Below are 18209 nucleotides of genomic sequence, written 5' to 3' on the forward strand. Positions count from 1 at the left end.
CGGGTTTTCGGACCTGTGGGCTTTTTTTCGTTTGGGGCTGGGGTCAGCGCTTTTCGCATCACCGATCCGCGGGTTGTCGAGAAACCGGCACAATCTTGACCTCGCAAAGCGCGCCCTTCAAATCCCCAGCCGCCGCAACACCTTCGGCCCCGCAAACGCCACGAGCGCCGCGCACAGCGCCACGACGGCCAGGCCGACCGTGAGGTTCGTCACCTGCGTAATGCCGCCGATCACCACCGGCCCGAACAGCAAGCCGAAATACGCGATGCCCGCGACATGCGCGAGCCCTTCGGCCGCGTGGATGCCTTTCACGCGCGCGGCGGCCGCGAACAGAACCGGCATCATGTTGGCGAGGCCGAGGCCCATCAGCGTGAAGCCCGTGAGCGCGGTGAACGAGTACGGCAGCAGCAGTGCGCCGATCATCCCCGCGCACGCGAGCGATGCGCTCGCCATCACGAGTTGCGGCGCGCCGAAGCGCGCGCGCACGGCGTCGCCGGCGAAGCGCGCCACGGCCATGCCGCCCGAGAACGCCGCGTAGGCCGCGCTCGCGAGCGCGGGCGTGGAGAGCACCACGTCGCGCATGTAGACGGTGGCCCAGTCGTACATCGCGCCTTCCGCAATCAGGGCGATGAGCGCAATCGCGCCGAGCGCCCAGAGCGCCGGCGTGCGCCAGCGGTTGCCGGTTTTCGCGTGTTCGCCGTGCGTGGCGTGCGGCACGTGCGGCAGGACGGCCGGACACGAGACGAAGAGCACGATCGCCGCCAGCGCCGAAGCCAGAAAGAGATGCAGCGCCGGCGCCATGCCGCGCGCGAGTAGCGCGCCGCCTATCGCCGCGCCCGCCATGCCGCCCAGGCTGAACATGCCGTGCAGCCCCGACATGATCGGCTTCGCGACGGCTTCCTCAACGGCGCTCGCCTCGGCGTTCATCGCGACGTCGAGCGTGGCCATGCCCACGCCGAAAAAGGCGAGCACGACAATCAGCATCCAGTAATAAGGGACGACGAGGATCAGCGCGCCGCACACCGACATCGTGAGGCCGCCGCTCAGGCACGCGCGGCGCGAGCCCACGCGCGCGATCCAGCCGCCGATGGTCGTCATGGCGGCGATCGAGCCGCCCGCCACCGCGAAGAGCGCGTACGAAAGCAGCGCCGGGCTCAAATGGAACTTGTCGCGCACGGTGGGCACGTGTACGCCCCACGATGCGTACATCATGCCGGCGATGAAAAAGAGCGCCATGGTCGCGACGCGCGCGCGATGACGCGTGGCGGCGGGCAGCGCGCGATGCTGGGCGGCGGGACTCGCGACGGCGAGGGCGGGATCGGTCGGTCGGTCGGACACGGGAATTCCGGGCAGAAGGAAGAGAAGGGACCAGGAAGGCGCCTGAAAGCAAACGATGATTCTAGCGAAGGTGCGACGCGCACGTCGGCGCGCGTCGGCCGCGCGTTGGCCGCGCCAGTTGCTCTAATATCGGAAGCAACCATCGAATCGAGGACGCGCCCTTGAGGATTCCCGCCCACGGCCCGCTGCATCTGCTGCACCAGGCGCCCACCGGCACGCTCGCCACGCATTCGCGCGAGCCCGCCGGTTTTCCGTATCCCACGTTGCTGCCGTTCGCGCCCGATGCGCGGCATCGTCCGGTGATCCTCGTGAGCCGGTTGGCCGAACACACGCGCAACCTGCTTGGCGACTCGCGCGCGGGCTTTCTCGTCGCGCACGCGCCCGACGCCGACGTGCTGAACGCGCCGCGCGCGACGCTGCTCGGCCGCTTCGAACCGGTCGGGGCCGGGGCGCACGAAACAACCGAGGGGAACGAGGCGCTCGCGCGGCGCTATGTGCGCTATCACCCCGACGCCGAGCGTTATCTCGCACTCGGCGACTTCACCTTCTGGGTCATGCGTGTCGAGCGGCTGCGCTATATCGGCGGCTTTGGTGCGATGGGCTGGATGGACGGCGCCGACCTCGACCCGCTGGAGCCGCTCGCCGCGAGCGACGAAACCACGCTGATCCGCTTTTTCGAAAGGCATCCCACGCGCCGCGCCGGACTGGATCTGGCCGGCGTGGACCGCTACGGCGCCGATCTCGTCATCGACGGCGCACGCACGCGCTTCGTTTTCGACGCGCCGCAGCCGGATTTGCAATCCTTGCATGCGGTGCTAGCGGATTGCATCGAGCGCCACGCGGCCTGAAGGGGATTTTCCGCGCCTGCGGCCCGCTTCTGTCCCCGTTGTTTGACGCAAAGTTGTCATGCGATGAAATGTTTGACGCAATTCAAAGCATTTAATTTTCATCCGCTGCTAATTATGAGATGCGGATTTATCTGGTAAATGGCACATTTAGTAAAAATACCGATTTGCACGAAATGACAATGGCTTAGTCCAACCGGGAAGCGACAGCATTCGAAATCCGGTTTAAATTATTTTTATTGCTTACGCGCATCCCGCCATTCGAATCTGTGTTAATCTCGCCACCGATTTCCGAGGCTCGTATCTATCAATCGGCATACTGGCGCGAGATCAGTAGCCATTATGATCAAACCACAAGGGCACCTATGTCTTCCTACAAGGAACTCCTCGCTCAGCGAGAAAAGCTGGAAAAGCAGATTGAAGAGGCGAAGGCTCGCGAATATGCCGAGGTCCTCGACGAAATCAAGCAGAAAATGGCCGACTACGGCATTACCCTGGCGGAACTCGGCGGCAGCCGCTCCAACGCCAAGGCCGCGAAGGCAGCCAGCCGCTCGCGTGCGAGCGTCGCGCCGAAATATCGCGATCCCGACAGCGGCAGCACGTGGTCGGGCCGCGGCAAGCCGCCGCGCTGGATCGCAGGCCAGGACCGCGATCGTTTTCTGATCCAGAAGTAAATCAACTTGTAGCGGCGCGTTTGAATGCGCGGCGCTTGAGTCGAAACAGGCGGGGAATCGGCGAGGCATCTCCGATTCCCGAAAGCAGAAAGCCGCGCAGTCCGCAGACGCGCGGCTTTTTGATTTTCTGGGCACGGCGCCCGGTATCCGCCGCGTGAATGCGAATGCGACGTGTTATGGTAGGCATCTGATTTAAAAGAGATTTTTAGGGATATCCAGAAAATCGGCGCGCCCCGTCGCTACAATTGCGGTTATTCCCTAATTTGCTTGCTGGTTGCATGACTTCCTCCGCCGTCCCGACGTTATCAGATAAACACGAGGTCGCGCGCCGCACGACGTGGGTCAGCGTTGCCGTCAATAGTGTTCTGGTGGTGCTGCAAATCGCCGTGGGCGTGTTCGCGCATTCGCAGGCGTTGATTGCCGACGGCGTGCATTCGCTGGCCGATATCGTTTCGGACTTCGTCGTGCTGCTCGCCAACCGGCATAGCGGCGCCAAGCCGGACGCCGATCATAATTACGGTCACAGCCGTTATGAGACGGTCGCGTCGTTATTCCTCGGCGCATTATTGATTGCGGTGGGCGTTGGCATGCTGGTGCGCGCCGGCACGCGTCTCATGAATCTCGGCGATATTCCGGCGCTGCACGTGAGCGCGCTGGTCGTCGCGCTCATCGTGCTGGTTTCCAAGGAAGGGCTCTTTCGCTACATGCTGCGCGAGGCGCAACGCGTGCGCTCGGCCATGCTGATCGCCAATGCGTGGCATGCGCGCTCGGACGCCGCTTCGTCGCTCGTGGTGGCCATCGGCATCGTGGGCAGCCTCGCGGGCGTGCGGCTGCTCGATCCGATCGCGGCGGCCATCGTCGGCTTCATGGTCGCACGCATGGGCTGGGTGTTCGGCTGGGATGCGCTGCAGGACCTCTCCGACCGCGCGCTCGACGAAGCCGCCGCCGCCGATCTGCGCGCGCTGCTGATGAGCACGCCGGGCGTGCTCGACGTGCACGAGATGCGCACGCGCAAGACCGGCGACCTCGCGCTCGTGGATGCGCACATCCTCGTCGAGCCGCTGATTTCGGTTTCGGAAGGGCACTACATCGCGGAGACGGCGCGCGCGCGCCTGCTCACCGATTCACGCGTGCTCGACGCGCTGATTCACGTCGATCCGGAAGACGACATGCACGTGCGCTCCGTGGCCAACCTGCCTGCGCGCGACGACGTGGCGCAGCGTCTGCGAAAGGCTCTGGCGGAACACGACGTGCATGTGGAAGCGGTCACGCTGCATTACCTGAGCACGGGGCTGCAAATTCAGGTGGCGCTGGCCGCGGCGGACGACGCGCGCCGCGTTGCCTCGGTGGACCTCGAAGCGCTGCGCGCGCGCCTCGGCGCAAGCAAACTCGACGTGATGCAGCCGCTCGATGCGCATGGCGCGCTGGCCGCGCACGGCAAACCGGGAGAGACGCATTGAAGCGTGCCTTCGTGCCTTCGCGCCTTCGCCGCTTCAAAGCGGCAATTGCGTATCGAACTTGATTTCCCGTAACACGACGCTCGTGCGGACCTGCGCCACGGCGGGAATGCGGAAGATGCGTTCGTGCAGGAAGGTGTCGTAGGCCTTGATGTCGGGCGCGACGATCTTGAGGATGTAGTCCGACTCGCCCGTCGTGCTGTAACACTCGGTGACTTCGGGGCAGGTGGCGATTTCGCGCTCGAAGGCCTCGACGCCGCCTTCGGTGTGCCGCGTGAGATGGATATGCGCGAGCGCGCACACGTGCAGGCCAAGCTTTTCGCGATCGAGCAGCGCCGTGTAGCGCTGGATCACGCCCGACTGTTCCATGTCCTTGATACGGCGCCAGCACGGCGTGCTGGATAGCCCCACCTGATCGGAAATTTCCTGCACCGAGCGGCGCGCGTCGAGCTGCAGCAGGCGCAGGATCTTCTGAGAGAACGTATCGAGTGTCAACTGCGCCTCCATTGCGTCGCTGTATTCCCGAATGTTAGAGGCCAGGAGAACAGAACGCAATGCGAAGCGCGGATGATGAGGGAGATTACCTAATTTGTCGGAGTGCTCGCGACGTTTTGCCCTGAGTCGTCCCCATCAGCGGCGAGCGCGGCTTGCCTCGCGCTCAAGTCCGCGCGCAGGTCGGCGAGCATGTTGCAGAAGAGGGCGCCTTGCTCGATGGCGTCGTCGAGCGCGACGTGCGTGTGCGGGTGGTCGTCGAACCAGTGCTTGGGGAAGCGCGGCTTGATGCACTTGCGGTAGGGCAGGCCCGTCATCGCGAAGGCGAGCGTCTTGATATCGAGCGCCGACCACGAGAACGGGCAACGCCCCGCGAATCGCATCATGTACCAGAACATGAAGGTGAAATCGAAGCCGGCCGGCATCGCCACGAACACCGGCTTGCCGGGCAGCCCCTCCACCCACTCCACATAGGCGACGAGCGCCGCGGCCGGGTCTTGCAGATCCGTGCGGCAGGCGGCCCACGCCTCGGGCTGCGTTTCCCACCAGGCGGCCTGCACCGGGTGCGGCGCGGCGCCTTCGAGCGTCGCGAGATTCGCCGAGAACGTGGCGATCAAACGCTTGTCGGCGGTGTACGCCGCCGAAGCGAAGCTCAGCATCGAATGCGGGCCGGGAATCGGACCGTCGGCCTCGACGTCGGTGCTGACGTAAATCTCCTCAATAGCGGCTTGATTCATCGTACGTTTCACTCTCATCCAGGTACGCCATCTGCGACGTAAGGGTTGGAGCGGCGCTCCTCACCGAAGGTCGAAACCGGACCGTGGCCCGGCACGAAGGTGACGTCGTCGCCTAGCGGCCAGAGTTTTTCGCGGATCGAACGAATCAGATCCGCATGATTGCCGCGCGGAAAGTCCGTGCGGCCAATCGAACCGGCGAACAGCACGTCGCCCACCGTGGCGACCCGATGCTTGCGGCTGAAGAAGATCACATGGCCGGGCGTATGCCCGGGGCAGTGATAGACCTCCAGTTCCTCGTCGCCAAAGCGCACCGTGTCGCCGTCCTGAAGCCAGCGCGTGGGCTGGAACGCCTCGGCATGGCCGAAGCCGAAGCGCACGCTCTGCTGCGGCAACTGGTCGATCCAGAAGCGCTCGTCTTCCTGCGGCCCTTCGATGGGCACGCCGAATTTCGTCGCGAGCGCTTTCGCGCCGGCGCAGTGGTCGAGGTGGCCATGCGTTAGCAGCACTTTTTCGAGCTGCACGCCCTGACGCTCGATTTCGGCCTCGATGCGTTCGAGGTCGCCGCCTGGATCGACGACGGCGGCGCGGTTCGTCGTTTCGTCGACGAGCAGCGAGCAGTTTTGCTGGAACGGCGTGACGGGAATCAGCGTGACTTTCATGCGGGGTTCGTGAGGTTCGGGTCTCGCGGGGCGAAGCGACGCTTCGAAAGCGCGGGTGCCTCCGCCAAAAGCCCGATTGTACCGGGGTGCGGGATGCGCCGCCGACGCCGTTCGTGTCGGCGCAATCCCTTGTCTGACAAGGGATGCGGCGGCGCAAGGCGAACGGGTTTGTTACATCAATAGTGAAAAATCATGGAGATTTGTGGGGCATCGGCGTGACAGGAATAACTTTTGGGTATAATGCGGCCCATCACGCACGAAATTCGTGCTTTCAAAGGGCGGTGTGATCTCCTGAAAAAAAGAGGTCGCATACATCGCCGTCAAGCAGTGCTGTCGGTGGAGGCGGGCCCAGAGAGGCTGCCTTACAAGATGGCAAATCAGGTGTCGATACGTTCGACGCCGCACGTCTTGCCCAGCCAGGTGCCACGCGCCTGCAACGGCCTACATGCCGTGACGCTGGGTGGGGCCTACGCCGCCGTTCCTGTGCGCCGCGAGTTCCGGCGCGCCTGAACGAGTTTCATCGTTCGATGGCGGCATGTGGGGTCTGGTCAGGCTGCCGGGGACAGGTTGCGCCAGACGTGAAAGATAACTAGCGGTTAGCGGCTTATTGGGGCTGCATCCGGGCATTGGCGCCCGTTCGTCTTTTTCATTTGAGACGAGCGATGGCACAGCTTTGCCCGCGACCGCCGAAGCCTTCCGGCAACGCGCACCTATGGCGTGGGACAGGCTTCGAGAACGTGATGGCAATGTTATGAACCTTAGACTGACTCGACGACGACTCGGGAGTCTCGCAGCCGTGTCCATTCTGGCCGGTTGCGCCATGCCGCCTGGCCCGCAGGACCAGGCGTCTAGCGACGCCCTTCGTACGAAGGACGCGGCGTTCACCGCGCCGCAGGGCTACGGCTCCGCGCTCGCCGCGCTGCCCGCGTCGGGCGCCGCCAAGGACAACTCGCTCGCGAACGCCGAGGCGATCGACGAGAACGGCCCGGACGTCCACGCGTTCCACCAGAGCGGCCGCGCCTCCTGGTACGGCCGCGCGTTCCACGGCCGCCGTACCGCAAGCGGCGAGCGCTTCAACATGGAAGCGCTCACGGCCGCCCACCGCACGCTGCCGCTCGGGTCCTACGTGCGCGTGAGCGTGCCCGGCACGTCGAAGTGGGTGGTGGTAAAGATCAACGACCGTGGCCCGTTCGCGCGTGGCCGCGTGCTCGACCTCTCGTATGCCGCCGCCAAGGTCCTTGGCCTGCAGCACGCGGGTACGGCGAAGGTGGACATCGACGGCCTCTCGCGTCAGCAAGCGAAGGTCGCGCAAGCGGAGATGGTTGCCGCGAACTCGAACATCGATCACTAAGCGCGCTCGCCTGGGCGTGGCGCTGAGTGCGCCGCGACGCGCCCAAGGCTGAACCGCGCGGCACTGCTGGATGCCTATGCGAAGGGCCGCTTGATTGACTCAGGCGGCCCTTCGGTTTTTCTGACTGGTATGGGCTGGCGGTTCAGTCGTCCGCTTTTCCCTCACCCTTCCTCATCTTCACCCTTCAACTCCAGCGCCCGCGCATAGAGCGCATTGCGCGACGCGCCCGTCAGCGCCGCCGCGATCTTCGCCGCGCCCTTCACCGGCACTTCCTGCAGCAGCATGCGCAAGAGCGCGTCGTGATCGGCTTCGCCTTCTACCTGCCCGCTCGCGCCTTCCACCGCCAGAACGAACTCGCCGCGCTGACGGTTGGCATCCGCTGCGAGCCACGTTGGCGCTTCGGCCAGGGTGCCGCTCCAGAGCGACTCGTGTAGCTTCGTCAATTCGCGGGCGATGAGGATGCGGCGCGCAGGGCCGAACGCATCGGCGAGCGACTGCACGGTTTCGACGATGCGGTGCGGGGCTTCGTAAAACACCATCGCGTGCGTATGCGCGGCGAGCGGCTGCAATGCGGCCGCTCGCTGTTTGGGCCTGGGCGGCAGAAAGCCGAGGAACGTGAACGTCGATACCCAGTCGCCGGCAGCCGAAAGCGCCGTGGCGAGCGCGCTCGCGCCGGGCAGCGGCACGACGTTCAGGCCGGCGGCGCGCACGGCGTCCACGAGCTTGGCGCCGGGATCGGAAATGCCGGGCGTGCCTGCGTCGGAAACACAGGCCACGCGCTCGCCCGCGCGCAGGAACTCGATCACGCGCTGCGCGGCCTCGCGTTCGTTGTGCTCGTGCACGGCGACAAGCGGCTTCGAAATGCCGTAGCGCGCGAGGAGCTGGCCGGTGTTGCGCGTGTCTTCGGCGGCGATGCGATCGACGAGACCGAGCACGTGCAGCGCGCGCAAGGTGATGTCCGCGACATTGCCGATGGGCGTGGCCACGACATACAGCGTGGCGGCCGGATACTGCTGGGCCTGAGCGAGTTCGAAGGGGGACGAGAGGGACGTCATGACACGGAACACGCGAATGCAGGAAAAGAGGCCGACATTGTGCCACGCGGGCGCTGGCGCGCCCGGGAGACGCGGCGCGAGCGAACGTGCGCGCGCAGACAACTTTTGCACGCAAGCGCAGTCGAATGCCAAACGCCGCGCCACGGGCGCGCGCTTCGAGACACATGCGCTCGTGTTTTTGCGGCGAGAGGGCCTCGCGTTGGTCGCGCGCAACGTGAATTGCCGAGGCGGCGAACTCGATCTCGTGATGCGCGAGCGGGACGGCACGCTGGTATTCGTGGAAGTGCGCGCCCGCGCGAGGCCGGAATTCGGTGGCGCCGCGGCGAGTGTGGGGTGGCGCAAACAGCAGCGCGTGCTGCGCGCGGCGCGCTACTTTCTCGCGACGTGGCGAGCTGCCGATGCAAGCGGTGAATTGCTAACACCGCCCGCGTGCCGCTTCGACGTGATCGCGTTCGAGAGTGGCCGGCTCGTGTGGCTGCGCGACGCGTTTCATGCGCAGGCGCACGAGAGCTAAAACTTTGGCCTTTAAAAAGAAGGGCGAAAATGAACGCCCCTGAGTGCGCTAAACTTGCGGCACGCCGCAGCACGCGGAATTTTCGTGATACCCGCAGTACAGATTAGAGAGTCGATGTCCGTCGAACGCATTCAACAGCACTTCCGCGATAGCGCAGCCATTACGCACGCGGCCATGGAAACCCTGGCGGTCCCGATTGCCGCCGCGGTCGATACGATGTTCGCCGCGCTCGCGAACAGCAACAAGATCCTCGCATGCGGCAACGGCGGATCCGCCGCCAATGCCCAGCAACTCGCCGCCGAACTGATTGGCCGCTTCGAACGCGAACGCCCGGGCTTGCCCGCGCTCGCGCTGACCACCGACGCCTCGGTACTCACCGCCGTTGCCAACGACTACGCGTACGAACAGGTATTCGCGAAGCAGGTGCGCGCGCTCGGCCAGCCCGGCGACGTGCTGCTCGCCATCACGACATCGGGCAACTCGGTGAACGTGCTGGCCGCCATTCAGGAAGCGCACGAACGCGAAATGGTCGTGATCGCGCTGACCGGCAAGGGCGGCGGCGACGTGAACAGCGTGCTCGCCGATACCGACATCCAGTTGTGCGTGCCGAGCGACCGGACGGCGCGTATTCAGGAAGTGCATCAGTTAACACTCCACTGCCTGTGCGACGGCATCGACGCGATGCTGCTGGGCGAAGACTGACACCGTAAGACGAAGAGAGGGGAAGTTGATGAGCAGATACGGCATGACGCGCGCGCTGGCACGGACCACGCTGACGATCGGCTTCGCAGCCTCGCTCTGCGCAAGCCTGCAGGGCTGCTTCCTTGCGCTGGCGGGCGCGGCGGGCGGCACGGCGCTGGTGGCAACCGACCGCCGCACGGTGGGCTCGCAAACCGAGGACCGCGAGATCCAGGTGAAGGCGCTGGCCGACCTCGGCAAGCAATTGCCCGATTCGGCGCACGTGAACGTGGCGGTGTTCAACCAGCGCGTACTGATCACAGGTGAGGTGCCCGACGACGCCTCGAAGCAGAAGGCCGAGAGCATTGTGCGAGCCGTGACGAACGTGGAGTCGATCGTCAACGAACTGGCGGTGCAGCCAGCTAGCTCGTTCTCCTCGCGCGCAAACGACTCGTACCTGGAAGGACGCGTGAAGGCGGAGCTGATTGCCTATAAGGATATCTCCGCGAACAACTTCAAGGTGGTGAGCGAGCGCGGCACGATTTATCTGATGGGGCTTGTTACGCCTGATGAAGGCAATATCGCCGCCAATGCTACCGCCGGAGTGATGGGCGTGGCGCAGGTGGTGAAATGCTATCAGTACATCGACCCGCAACAGGCGACAGTGACGACGGCAGCCGCGCCCAGTGCGCCGGCGGCGGCTCCTGCCGCCGATGCGCCGACGGTGGGCGCGGTGCCGGATGCGGGTGTGACCTCGCAGCCGATTGAGCACCAGGCGCCCGCGCCCGTTACGAATTCTTCGGCTTCGCGGCCGGGGAATACGGGGGCTTTGTGATGCGGGGTTTTGTTGGTGGATTGGTTGCGGCGGTGGTGGTTGCTGGAGCGGGGTTTGGGTTCGCTTCGCCGGCGTTTGCCGCTGTGGCCTCGGATGGGTTGAGGGTGGCTCAGGCTAATGCCTGCATGGGATGCCATGCGGTGGATCGCAAGCTTGTTGGGCCTTCGTTCAAGGACGTCGCCGCGAAGTACAAGGGCGATGCTGCCGCGCAGGCCAAGCTGGAGAAGAAGGTGCGGGACGGCGGGGCTGGGGTTTGGGGGGCGATTCCTATGCCGTCTCACCCTGGGATGAGCGCCGGCGATATTCATTCCGTTGTGGCCTGGGTGCTCGCCGGGGCGCCTTCGAAGTAGTTTTGCCTGGGGTCAAATTTGACGCTTGGCAAAACGGATTTCGTGTGTGTAGAATCGGTGGTTCGTTGGGGCGGTAGCTCAGCTGGGAGAGCGTCGCGTTCGCAATGCGAAGGTCGGGAGTTCGATCCTCCTCCGCTCCACCAAGAATTCCCTTTAAAACCGGTCACTTAGGCCGGTTTTTTCATTTGGGCGCTACGTCCGTGGTCGTCTGGTTGACATCCCGCAGGGTGACAGGCGGGTGCCTGTCGAGGCCGAGGATGACATATGGTTCGTCGCACGGCAATCCTTGAACGCAGTTTCAGTACCGAAATACCTTCCACCTAGCCACTGCGAAGCGCTCGCGCGGTGCAGATCGACCTTGGTTTGACGATCGGCCGCTGCGCGAACGAACGCGATAGCCGAACCTTCGCAAACTGTCCCATGGCCCGCTGCGGGGGGGCACGAAACCGAATTCGATTCGACGAGCAGCGGTTATCGCAATTATGCGTTGTGTCGAGATCACGAGCGAAACAGACTTGTGCCGGTCAGCCATATAGCAGCGCGTCACGGCAGGCAACATTTCTCAACGCGGCTCTGCGCCCGGACGGTGGGCGGCGCGTTGCAGACATCGAGGCATTCTTGAAAGCGGCATCCGGCTGTGAGGTGCCAGACGTGGGTGGCTGATCAGCATGCAACGGGCGCATTCGGGGGGGCGTCTCTACGGACTATCTATCAAGCTATTAGGCGGTGCTTGCCGCTCATTGAGAGGACGACACTGACCAAACGGCGGGTCCGTCCGCGCAGAGGTTGGATTGCTGCTGCGATGTGAGTTGGGGACTTCGAGACGGACGCAGGAGTAGCGCCTACAATCCTGTTTTCCATATCACGTGACGGGTAAACAATGATGGCCAGCAGTCCGAAAGTGCACCTTGACCATTTGATCAGGCGAGAGAGTCTGCGCTATCGACACAAACGGTCTAACGTCCACGTTCAAACTGGCAGCGGCTCGGGTCATCGGCCCGATAACAACATTCGCTTCGACGATGTCCGACAAAAGGATGGTTGGTTTAATCGGCTTCTCAAGCCCGATTTCCAGCGGGCAACTTGCGCTTGGGATCCGGAGGCATGCGTCGCCTTTTTGAGCTCGGTGATCCGTGGGCGGATTATCCCGTCGATTATCCTGTGGCAAAGCAGCGAGAATGGAAGCACGTTTGTGCTTGACGGGGCGCACCGCCTATCCGTGCTTCGGGCTTGGATGATCGACGATTGGGGCGATGAGGCGGGCGACTTCTACGAAAATTACGAGAACCTGGAAGACGTACTGGCGGCTGCCCGAGCAACCCGAGCACTTGTCAAAGCACGAATCGGGTTGTTTTCTGATTTCGAGGCCGCCCAAACCAAGTTGCACCAGATCGCTTACACGGGAAGAGCACCTCTCGACGAAATGTCAGAGCGGGAAGCGGAGATGGCAAAGTGCTACGCTGGCATGGTTGGTTCCAGCCGGACGCTACATGCGCAGTGGGAATTCGGCGACTACGAGGCGGCAGAGGAGTCTTTCCTGGTGATCAACCGACAGGGCGAAAGGCTGGATGACGTTGAACGGCTGCTCATCGAACATCGAAATGGAAGTCTCAGCCGGGTCATCATGAGCATCGCGAGCGCTGGGGCGTCTGGGCGCTACTGGCCCGAGCATGACCTACCGGGGGGAGTACGCCAAACGCTCGATGGACTGAATGACCGATGCAACGCGTTGCACCATCTGCTGTTCGTGCCGCCGTTTGACGCGACTGTTCTCGACATCAATGTCCCTTTTCTTGTCGCGCCCGGACATTTCCGTCTCCACCAACACCTCATTGAACTGCTGCCCCTTCTGACGCGCGGCCCAATCGGCCGCGAGCGTTTTCCTCAGTTGTTAAGCGAGGATACAGATGCAAGCGCCGAGCAAATCATTGTCAATGCGGACCAGCTGCTGGCCGCGTTGGAAAAGAAACTCGGTCATCTGGGCGGGAAGAATTCGGACTCCCTCTCACTGTCCGTGGCGCCGCTGATCTACTGGTACAACCGCAAGGCCGTCTTCGTTCGCGGCCTGTTTTACGGTTGGTGCTACTGGCTCCTGTCTGGTGATGATGAGCAAGTGCGAGATCGGAAACTCGCTGTGTCAGCCGTTCGGGGTGAGCTCGAGGAAGTGCTCGTCCAGTACAAAGATGAAATTGCGGAGCTCACGCACAGGATCGGCGCAGGGTTTAAGTCCGTCTATGCAGTAGGGGATCTGCTTCAGAAGCTGGTCGAGACATTGCTGCTCGAAAGATCCGCCCCTCTGGCCGCCCGGGACGACAAAATAAGGCAGATAGTTGGGGCAAAGCCCGAGCCTCGTTCGAAAAAGGCAGGTACTGCCCGCGCGTTTTCCAAAGGAAGCCGGAAAGAAATCAATGTTCGCGCACTCCTGGGTTCGACGATCAAATGCGAGATTTGCGGCGGCGTCGTAGACCTAAAGCAAGGGCTCCAGTACGACCACAAGCACGAGTACGCCAATGGCGGTCGCAGTATTGCTGAAAACGGCCGCCCGACGCATCCGTTCTGCAACCTCTCCCGAGACCGCATCACCCAATTGCGCAATGGCGCCGCCAGTATCCGTTTGCCAAATCTTGCCGATCCAGCAACGGCCGGGCGGCCTTCCGTGCAGCTCGTGCTTTTCGATGCGTTCCCCGGTGAATAATGGCATGTGAGCCCCTGTCCGAACCGAGGGAGCAAGTATGGTTGACACCGTGGATCAGGCGACCCGCAGCCGAATTATGGGGTGTGTGCGTAGCAAGAACTCGTCGCCGGAAATGCTCGTCCGGCGTTTGCTGCATCACGCCGGGTATCGCTACCGGCTTCACCGCACAGGACTTCCAGGTACGCCGGACTTGGTGTTTCCCGGCCGGAAGAAGATTATTTTCGTGCATGGCTGCTTTTGGCACAGGCACGAGGGATGTGCGCTCGCGCGATTGCCAAAGTCGAGGCCGGATTTCTGGATACCCAAGCTAGAAGCCAATCGGCGGCGGGACCGCGCCAACGAGGTCAAGTTGCGCGAACTGGGGTGGGACGCAATGACCGTTTGGGAGTGCGAGCTACGCGATCAAGCTGCAGTGCTGGATCGTCTTAGACGCTTTCTTGAGTTCGGGGCACGGGGATGAGCGGGCCGTGATCGCGGTATCTTGCTCGGCTCGCCGCGTGGGGTGGCGCAAGGCGGTAATATATTGTTCCCCTTTTTCTTAATGACGGCATGGCAAAGAAAACGAAAACAGCAAGTCCGGCAGAGCAATTGCACGAGGAGCTTCAACGAGTTGTCGAACTCGTCAAAGACGTTGCCGGAAAGTCATCTCCCCGTTCCCTCGGCAAAGTCCGCGCGGTAATTGACGAGGCTGCAGCGGTTTTGCAGGAGGTTCACCAAGATTTGGATTTGGTTAAGCTTCCGGGGGCAATCTTCGATCCATCGAATCCACAGGTCGTCGGACGGTTTGTCGCCATGGCTTTGCTTGCCCAAGAGCGCCAAGAACTTTCATCGATAGGTCGGTTCTACGGATCTGGCGTCTACGCCTTGTACTACAAGGGCGAGTTACCCATTTATGGGACCGTCGCAAACACTGACCATCCGATCTATGTGGGGAAGGCCGACCCAGCGTTGCAAACTGCACGCACGCCCGTTGAGCAAGGGGAGAAGCTGGCGGGCCGGTTGTCGGATCATCGCAAGAGCATTTCAAAAGGCAAAGATCTGGCTCCCGAAGAATTCGAATGCCGCTTCCTCGTCGTATCGAGCGGCTGGCAGGAGGCGGCTGAGTCCCATTTAATTCACCTTTATCGCCCAATTTGGAATAGCGAAACCGGCATTTGCTACGGGATCGGTAAGCACGGTGACAGTGCGGAGAAGCGAAGCAATGACCGGTCTCCTTGGGATACCTTGCACCCCGGGCGTAAATGGGCAGACAACGCCAAGCTTGTCGACAGCAAGTCTCCAAGCCAAATTTCCGATGAGATAGCTGCGCACTTCGCCGAGTTTCCGCCACTCCGTACCCGCGAAGAGGCGGTCGAATTGATGCTTAAGGAGATGAGCCAAGGCTGATCAGTGACCTCGCGATGACGATTTGGTGGCAGCCAGTCGCAGCACGTCGGCCACTGACCGCGAAACGATTTCGGCGAGACGCACCGGAACGGCGTTTCCCAGCTGTCGCATCGTTTCCGACCAGGACCCGTGGAAGCGGTAGGTATCAGGAAAAGTCTGAATCCGTGCCGCTTCACGTACAGTGAAATACCTGACAGTGCCATCGGGATACGCGAGCATGTTCTCCCCACCCGGGACCCCATGTACCCCGGCCTTCAGTGTTTTCGCGGGCTCATCTAGCGGACTGCCTGTGTGTCCGGGGTACGTTCTAGCGCCGCCATTAAAGACGTGATTGTGGAACTTCGAAGCCTCTTTGCTTTGAGGATCTGGAAGGCCTGCTATTGCATCACGGACGGTCTGCCAAGGCTTGAGAGTCCACAGTGCATTCCCCGAAGTAAGCTTAGCAATTCGCGATTTCATCCGATCAGGTGGCAGCGGCCGTTGCTTCTTCGGAACACCATGCTTGTCCCAGTAGGTGCCCGTCACATACTTCGCGATCAGCAGTTCATCTTCCGAGTGTGTTGGCTCTGGGAACGACCATTCAACGCCAAGGTCTGCGCGAATACCCACGATGAAAACGCGCTCGCGCTTCTGCGGCACTCCATAGTCTGCGGCGTTGAGCAGTCGGAAAAGGATCTTGTATTTCGGAATGCGCTTTCCGGAACTGTGGATCCGCTCAAGTCGAGCTAAGTGCTCAAGCCAGGTCTCGTTCTTTTTGCGAACGACTTCCGGATACGTCAACTGCAGAATGATCGACTCGAAATAGCTTGCGAAACTCTCACGTAGCAATCCTTTGACATTCTCGAAAATGAAGGCCTTCGGATTGATGCGTCGGATGGATTCTATGGCAACGGGAAACATATCCCGAGCGTCCGTATCCCCACCGTGTTTGCCACCCATGGAGAAGGGTTGGCAAGGTGGGCCCCCGGAGATAACGTCTATCAAATCCTTGTGCGCGTCGTAATTAAATTTACGCGCGTCATCGTCGAAAAGCTCAAACGTCTCGCCTTGCCCTGAATAGTGGGCTCGATTGTCTCGAATGGTTTGACAGGCATCGGCGTCCCATTCGACAACAGCGTCATGGACGAATCCAGCCCTGGTCATCCCCATTGCGAGACCACCGGCGCCGGCAAAAAGCTCGATGTTATTCATCTAGTCACTTCCGTTGTTTTCTAGTGGCAGGTCAGTCTGCCTGTCACCGCCGAAGCGCCCCTTGTGTCCCGCGCCTCTTGCCCTTTTGGGCTCAATCCCGACGCGCTGCAAGGGGGGCCGAAAATCGACGCCCCGCTCCGCTAGCTCAGCCATGAGCGTAACGATCACGGCAAGGTGAGACGGGACCTCCCCCCGCATCGCGCAGTTGGTCACGGAGTTGCGATTCATCCTCAGCAGTTCCGCGAATTCGCGGACGGTAATCCCGGCCTTCCCAAGCTGCCTTTGGAACTCTTCGTAGGTCATGCGGAATTCTAGCCGCCTTGATAGAGAGTTTACACATCTTTTTGTGGGTATGACACATTAATTTATGTGATATCGACCTTGGCCTCCGAATATCGAACAACGATGGCTAGCCTGTTTGGATTTTGGGGGGCAATTGAAGGGCGGCAAATGGGGTACCGCATGGAACGTGGTCCGGAGGTAGACTCGGACGAAATTACCGGGGGGAGCCGAATTGGCAAGCATGTTCCAAGTAACCGACAAAGACGGCTCGCGACTGGATGCGCGATTCTCGGTGGACGGCGCGAACGTTATCCTGCATAGCCGGGGGGGAGCGAACGGGCGGCGTGGGGTGGCAAATACGGACTACGCAACGGCGCTCCTCCTGCTGACCAGCAGACTCTCACAAGCTGCTATACCTATCTTGGGGGCATGGGTTGATAGCTCGACTGTCCAGTCGCTGCCCCTTGGCGCACGATCGATTTTGGACGAATCCGAAGGAGGTTTGTCGCCAGAGCGAATCTGCAGCCTATTGAGCAGTCGCATGAAAGGTGTTCGTCGCGATCCGGATTCCACCGCGAAGGGCGGCAACTCAACGAAACGCATCAGAATCGCAACCGGCTTCGGTGGGACGAGTGGGGACTTGGCTTCTACGCTCGGGGGCGTAGCGGTTGAGGGTGACCTCCGAAGCGTGGAAAGGCTACCCGCCGAGATGCTGCGTCGGGTGACGCCCGAGCATGTCTTTCGTGCGGTTCAGCAGTTCGTCGACGGCAATGCGCAGGATGATCCCTTCGGGCCGTCAACCGACCACGACCTGATCGCTGACGGCGGTCGCCGCCTTCCGCCCAAAGCCGTCTTCGGACTCGCACTTTCGTTGGCGCTCGATGGCGCACCGATCGAACCGAAACATTTCACTGCTGGAGGGTTGTGTTTCACCCTGTTGCGGGAGGCGGGTTATCAGGTTGTGCGCAAGGACGAGGCACATGGATATCCCGACAGTGAAATCTACAGCGACCAGGAGTGGCGTGAGGGCGGAGTCAAGCTGAGATCTCACATGAAGCGGGAGCGGAAACCGGGCCTCGCGAGGGCAAAGAAGGCGGAGTATCGCCGAAGGCACAATGGGCGGCTCAATTGCGAGCGCTGCGGCTTTGACCCAGTGGCGCACTACGAAGCCGAAGAGGCCGAGGCATGTATCGAAGTCCATCATTCTGCCGTTCAAGTCAGCGAAATGACGGAAGGGCACAACACAACTCTCGGCGACCTCCAGTGTCTCTGCGCTAACTGCCACAGACTAGTCCATAAGCTTCTAAGTAAGCAGAAAAAGCAAGCCCCGAGAGCCGATGTGGGCGCCCCGTATCCAACTGTCCGTACCGAATCCACGTAGTACCTCACGTGGCGCGTCGTGGGTACCGGCTGGCCATTGTCTGTCACGACTCAACAGACCAGCCCGGCCCCCGCCTAGGGCTGACCCTTTTGGAAAACACAGGCCCCTATTTTGCGTGGACCCCTGGAGTGTGTGGGGGGGTATCCTGGGAAATCGGACCGGATATTTATGGCGACGGACTCCCACTCACAAGTCCGAACAACAACAACGTAGTTCGAGCTTTAACGGAGTTTTTGAAGCTGGCTGAACCGGCGATAGGGGGTAGCCTAACTGGTTTGAAAGTGTGTGG

General features: G+C 61.9%; 18 protein-coding genes and 1 tRNA gene. 13 read left to right on the forward strand and 6 right to left on the reverse strand.

Going from position 1 to position 18209, the window contains the following annotated elements; translation table 11 throughout:
• Nucleotides 1-117: 117 nt before the first annotated feature.
• A complete protein-coding gene (locus U5768_RS18275; RefSeq protein ID WP_322031807.1) occupies nucleotides 118-1338 on the reverse strand; it encodes an MFS transporter in 1221 nt (406 codons plus the stop codon).
• A gap of 161 nt (nucleotides 1339-1499) precedes the next feature.
• Between U5768_RS18275 and U5768_RS18280 the strand changes: the two genes are divergently transcribed.
• The 3 genes from U5768_RS18280 to U5768_RS18290 all read left to right on the forward strand — a co-directional run bounded on the left by U5768_RS18280 (nucleotide 1500) and on the right by U5768_RS18290 (nucleotide 4317).
• Nucleotides 1500-2186 carry a HugZ family protein gene (locus tag U5768_RS18280; RefSeq protein ID WP_322031808.1) on the forward strand — a complete coding sequence of 229 codons (687 nt, stop codon included), beginning with the start codon at nucleotides 1500-1502 and terminating at the stop codon, nucleotides 2184-2186.
• 362 nt (nucleotides 2187-2548) lie between these two features.
• The gene (locus U5768_RS18285) at nucleotides 2549-2857 is read left to right on the forward strand and encodes an H-NS histone family protein (protein WP_322031809.1); all 309 of its coding nucleotides are present in this window, start codon (nucleotides 2549-2551) and stop codon (nucleotides 2855-2857) included.
• A gap of 278 nt (nucleotides 2858-3135) precedes the next feature.
• Entirely contained in the window at nucleotides 3136-4317 is a 1182-nt protein-coding gene (locus U5768_RS18290) for a cation diffusion facilitator family transporter (RefSeq protein WP_322031810.1), read from the forward strand.
• Between the two features lie 33 nt (nucleotides 4318-4350).
• On the opposite strand, the gene U5768_RS18295 is transcribed toward U5768_RS18290, so the two are convergent.
• From U5768_RS18295 to U5768_RS18305, 3 genes are all read right to left on the reverse strand, one after another.
• On the reverse strand, nucleotides 4351-4821 hold the full coding sequence (locus U5768_RS18295) for an Lrp/AsnC family transcriptional regulator (protein ID WP_174480071.1): 471 nt from the start codon (nucleotides 4819-4821) through the stop codon (nucleotides 4351-4353).
• A 77-nt stretch (nucleotides 4822-4898) separates the two neighbouring features.
• A complete protein-coding gene (locus tag U5768_RS18300) occupies nucleotides 4899-5543 on the reverse strand; it encodes an exonuclease (protein ID WP_322031811.1) in 645 nt (214 codons plus the stop codon).
• Between the two features lie 14 nt (nucleotides 5544-5557).
• The gene (locus tag U5768_RS18305; RefSeq protein ID WP_322031812.1) at nucleotides 5558-6202 is read right to left on the reverse strand and encodes an MBL fold metallo-hydrolase; all 645 of its coding nucleotides are present in this window, start codon (nucleotides 6200-6202) and stop codon (nucleotides 5558-5560) included.
• A gap of 751 nt (nucleotides 6203-6953) precedes the next feature.
• Here U5768_RS18305 and U5768_RS18310 point away from each other — a divergent pair.
• On the forward strand, nucleotides 6954-7553 hold the full coding sequence (locus tag U5768_RS18310) for a septal ring lytic transglycosylase RlpA family protein (protein WP_322031813.1): 600 nt from the start codon (nucleotides 6954-6956) through the stop codon (nucleotides 7551-7553).
• A gap of 161 nt (nucleotides 7554-7714) precedes the next feature.
• On the opposite strand, the gene rsmI is transcribed toward U5768_RS18310, so the two are convergent.
• Entirely contained in the window at nucleotides 7715-8608 is an 894-nt protein-coding gene (gene rsmI, locus U5768_RS18315; protein ID WP_322031814.1) for a 16S rRNA (cytidine(1402)-2'-O)-methyltransferase, read from the reverse strand.
• Here rsmI and U5768_RS18320 point away from each other — a divergent pair.
• From U5768_RS18320 to U5768_RS18355, 8 genes are all read left to right on the forward strand, one after another.
• Nucleotides 8607-9122, forward strand: a complete 516-nt coding sequence (locus tag U5768_RS18320; RefSeq protein ID WP_322031815.1) for a YraN family protein — start codon at nucleotides 8607-8609, stop codon at nucleotides 9120-9122. The two genes, rsmI and U5768_RS18320, sit on opposite strands and share 2 nt — an antisense overlap.
• Before the next feature lie 114 nt (nucleotides 9123-9236).
• Nucleotides 9237-9824 (forward strand): phosphoheptose isomerase, encoded by a 588-nt coding sequence (locus U5768_RS18325; protein ID WP_322031816.1) that lies wholly within the window; start codon nucleotides 9237-9239, stop codon nucleotides 9822-9824.
• 28 nt (nucleotides 9825-9852) lie between these two features.
• On the forward strand, nucleotides 9853-10635 hold the full coding sequence (locus U5768_RS18330) for a BON domain-containing protein (protein WP_322031817.1): 783 nt from the start codon (nucleotides 9853-9855) through the stop codon (nucleotides 10633-10635).
• Nucleotides 10635-10985, forward strand: a complete 351-nt coding sequence (locus U5768_RS18335; RefSeq protein ID WP_322031818.1) for a c-type cytochrome — start codon at nucleotides 10635-10637, stop codon at nucleotides 10983-10985. The genes U5768_RS18330 and U5768_RS18335 overlap by 1 nt, the downstream gene beginning before the upstream one ends.
• A gap of 67 nt (nucleotides 10986-11052) precedes the next feature.
• Nucleotides 11053-11128: transfer RNA gene (locus U5768_RS18340), tRNA-Ala, on the forward strand.
• 737 nt (nucleotides 11129-11865) lie between these two features.
• Nucleotides 11866-13680 (forward strand): GmrSD restriction endonuclease domain-containing protein, encoded by a 1815-nt coding sequence (locus tag U5768_RS18345; RefSeq protein WP_322031819.1) that lies wholly within the window; start codon nucleotides 11866-11868, stop codon nucleotides 13678-13680.
• Nucleotides 13681-13717: 37 nt separating this feature from the next.
• Entirely contained in the window at nucleotides 13718-14140 is a 423-nt protein-coding gene (locus U5768_RS18350; protein WP_322031820.1) for a DNA mismatch endonuclease Vsr, read from the forward strand.
• Between the two features lie 89 nt (nucleotides 14141-14229).
• A complete protein-coding gene (locus U5768_RS18355; RefSeq protein ID WP_322031821.1) occupies nucleotides 14230-15066 on the forward strand; it encodes an Eco29kI family restriction endonuclease in 837 nt (278 codons plus the stop codon).
• Here U5768_RS18355 and U5768_RS18360 read toward each other — a convergent pair whose 3' ends face one another.
• Nucleotides 15067-16257 carry a DNA cytosine methyltransferase gene (locus U5768_RS18360; protein ID WP_322031822.1) on the reverse strand — a complete coding sequence of 397 codons (1191 nt, stop codon included), beginning with the start codon at nucleotides 16255-16257 and terminating at the stop codon, nucleotides 15067-15069.
• Between the two features lie 823 nt (nucleotides 16258-17080).
• Between U5768_RS18360 and U5768_RS18365 the strand changes: the two genes are divergently transcribed.
• Complete coding sequence (locus U5768_RS18365; protein WP_322031823.1) at nucleotides 17081-17920, forward strand: hypothetical protein; 840 nt, start codon at nucleotides 17081-17083, stop codon at nucleotides 17918-17920.
• Nucleotides 17921-18209: the final 289 nt, after the last annotated feature.

This window comes from Paraburkholderia sp. J76 (genome assembly GCF_905220295.1).
Lineage (GTDB): Bacteria > Pseudomonadota > Gammaproteobacteria > Burkholderiales > Burkholderiaceae > Paraburkholderia.

Coding starts and splice junctions, on each gene's coding strand:
- U5768_RS18300 (WP_322031811.1), bottom strand. CDS start 5,543: ATGAATCAAGCCGCTATTGAGGAGATTTACGTCAGCACCGACGTCGAG.
- U5768_RS18310 (WP_322031813.1), top strand. CDS start 6,954: ATGAACCTTAGACTGACTCGACGACGACTCGGGAGTCTCGCAGCCGTG.
- U5768_RS18355 (WP_322031821.1), top strand. CDS start 14,230: ATGGCAAAGAAAACGAAAACAGCAAGTCCGGCAGAGCAATTGCACGAG.
- U5768_RS18295 (WP_174480071.1), bottom strand. CDS start 4,821: ATGGAGGCGCAGTTGACACTCGATACGTTCTCTCAGAAGATCCTGCGC.
- U5768_RS18285 (WP_322031809.1), top strand. CDS start 2,549: ATGTCTTCCTACAAGGAACTCCTCGCTCAGCGAGAAAAGCTGGAAAAG.
- U5768_RS18365 (WP_322031823.1), top strand. CDS start 17,081: ATGAAAGGTGTTCGTCGCGATCCGGATTCCACCGCGAAGGGCGGCAAC.
- rsmI (WP_322031814.1), bottom strand. CDS start 8,608: ATGACGTCCCTCTCGTCCCCCTTCGAACTCGCTCAGGCCCAGCAGTAT.
- U5768_RS18320 (WP_322031815.1), top strand. CDS start 8,607: ATGACACGGAACACGCGAATGCAGGAAAAGAGGCCGACATTGTGCCAC.
- U5768_RS18305 (WP_322031812.1), bottom strand. CDS start 6,202: ATGAAAGTCACGCTGATTCCCGTCACGCCGTTCCAGCAAAACTGCTCG.
- U5768_RS18345 (WP_322031819.1), top strand. CDS start 11,866: ATGATGGCCAGCAGTCCGAAAGTGCACCTTGACCATTTGATCAGGCGA.
- U5768_RS18330 (WP_322031817.1), top strand. CDS start 9,853: ATGAGCAGATACGGCATGACGCGCGCGCTGGCACGGACCACGCTGACG.
- U5768_RS18325 (WP_322031816.1), top strand. CDS start 9,237: ATGTCCGTCGAACGCATTCAACAGCACTTCCGCGATAGCGCAGCCATT.
- U5768_RS18350 (WP_322031820.1), top strand. CDS start 13,718: ATGGTTGACACCGTGGATCAGGCGACCCGCAGCCGAATTATGGGGTGT.
- U5768_RS18360 (WP_322031822.1), bottom strand. CDS start 16,257: ATGAATAACATCGAGCTTTTTGCCGGCGCCGGTGGTCTCGCAATGGGG.
- U5768_RS18335 (WP_322031818.1), top strand. CDS start 10,635: ATGCGGGGTTTTGTTGGTGGATTGGTTGCGGCGGTGGTGGTTGCTGGA.
- U5768_RS18290 (WP_322031810.1), top strand. CDS start 3,136: ATGACTTCCTCCGCCGTCCCGACGTTATCAGATAAACACGAGGTCGCG.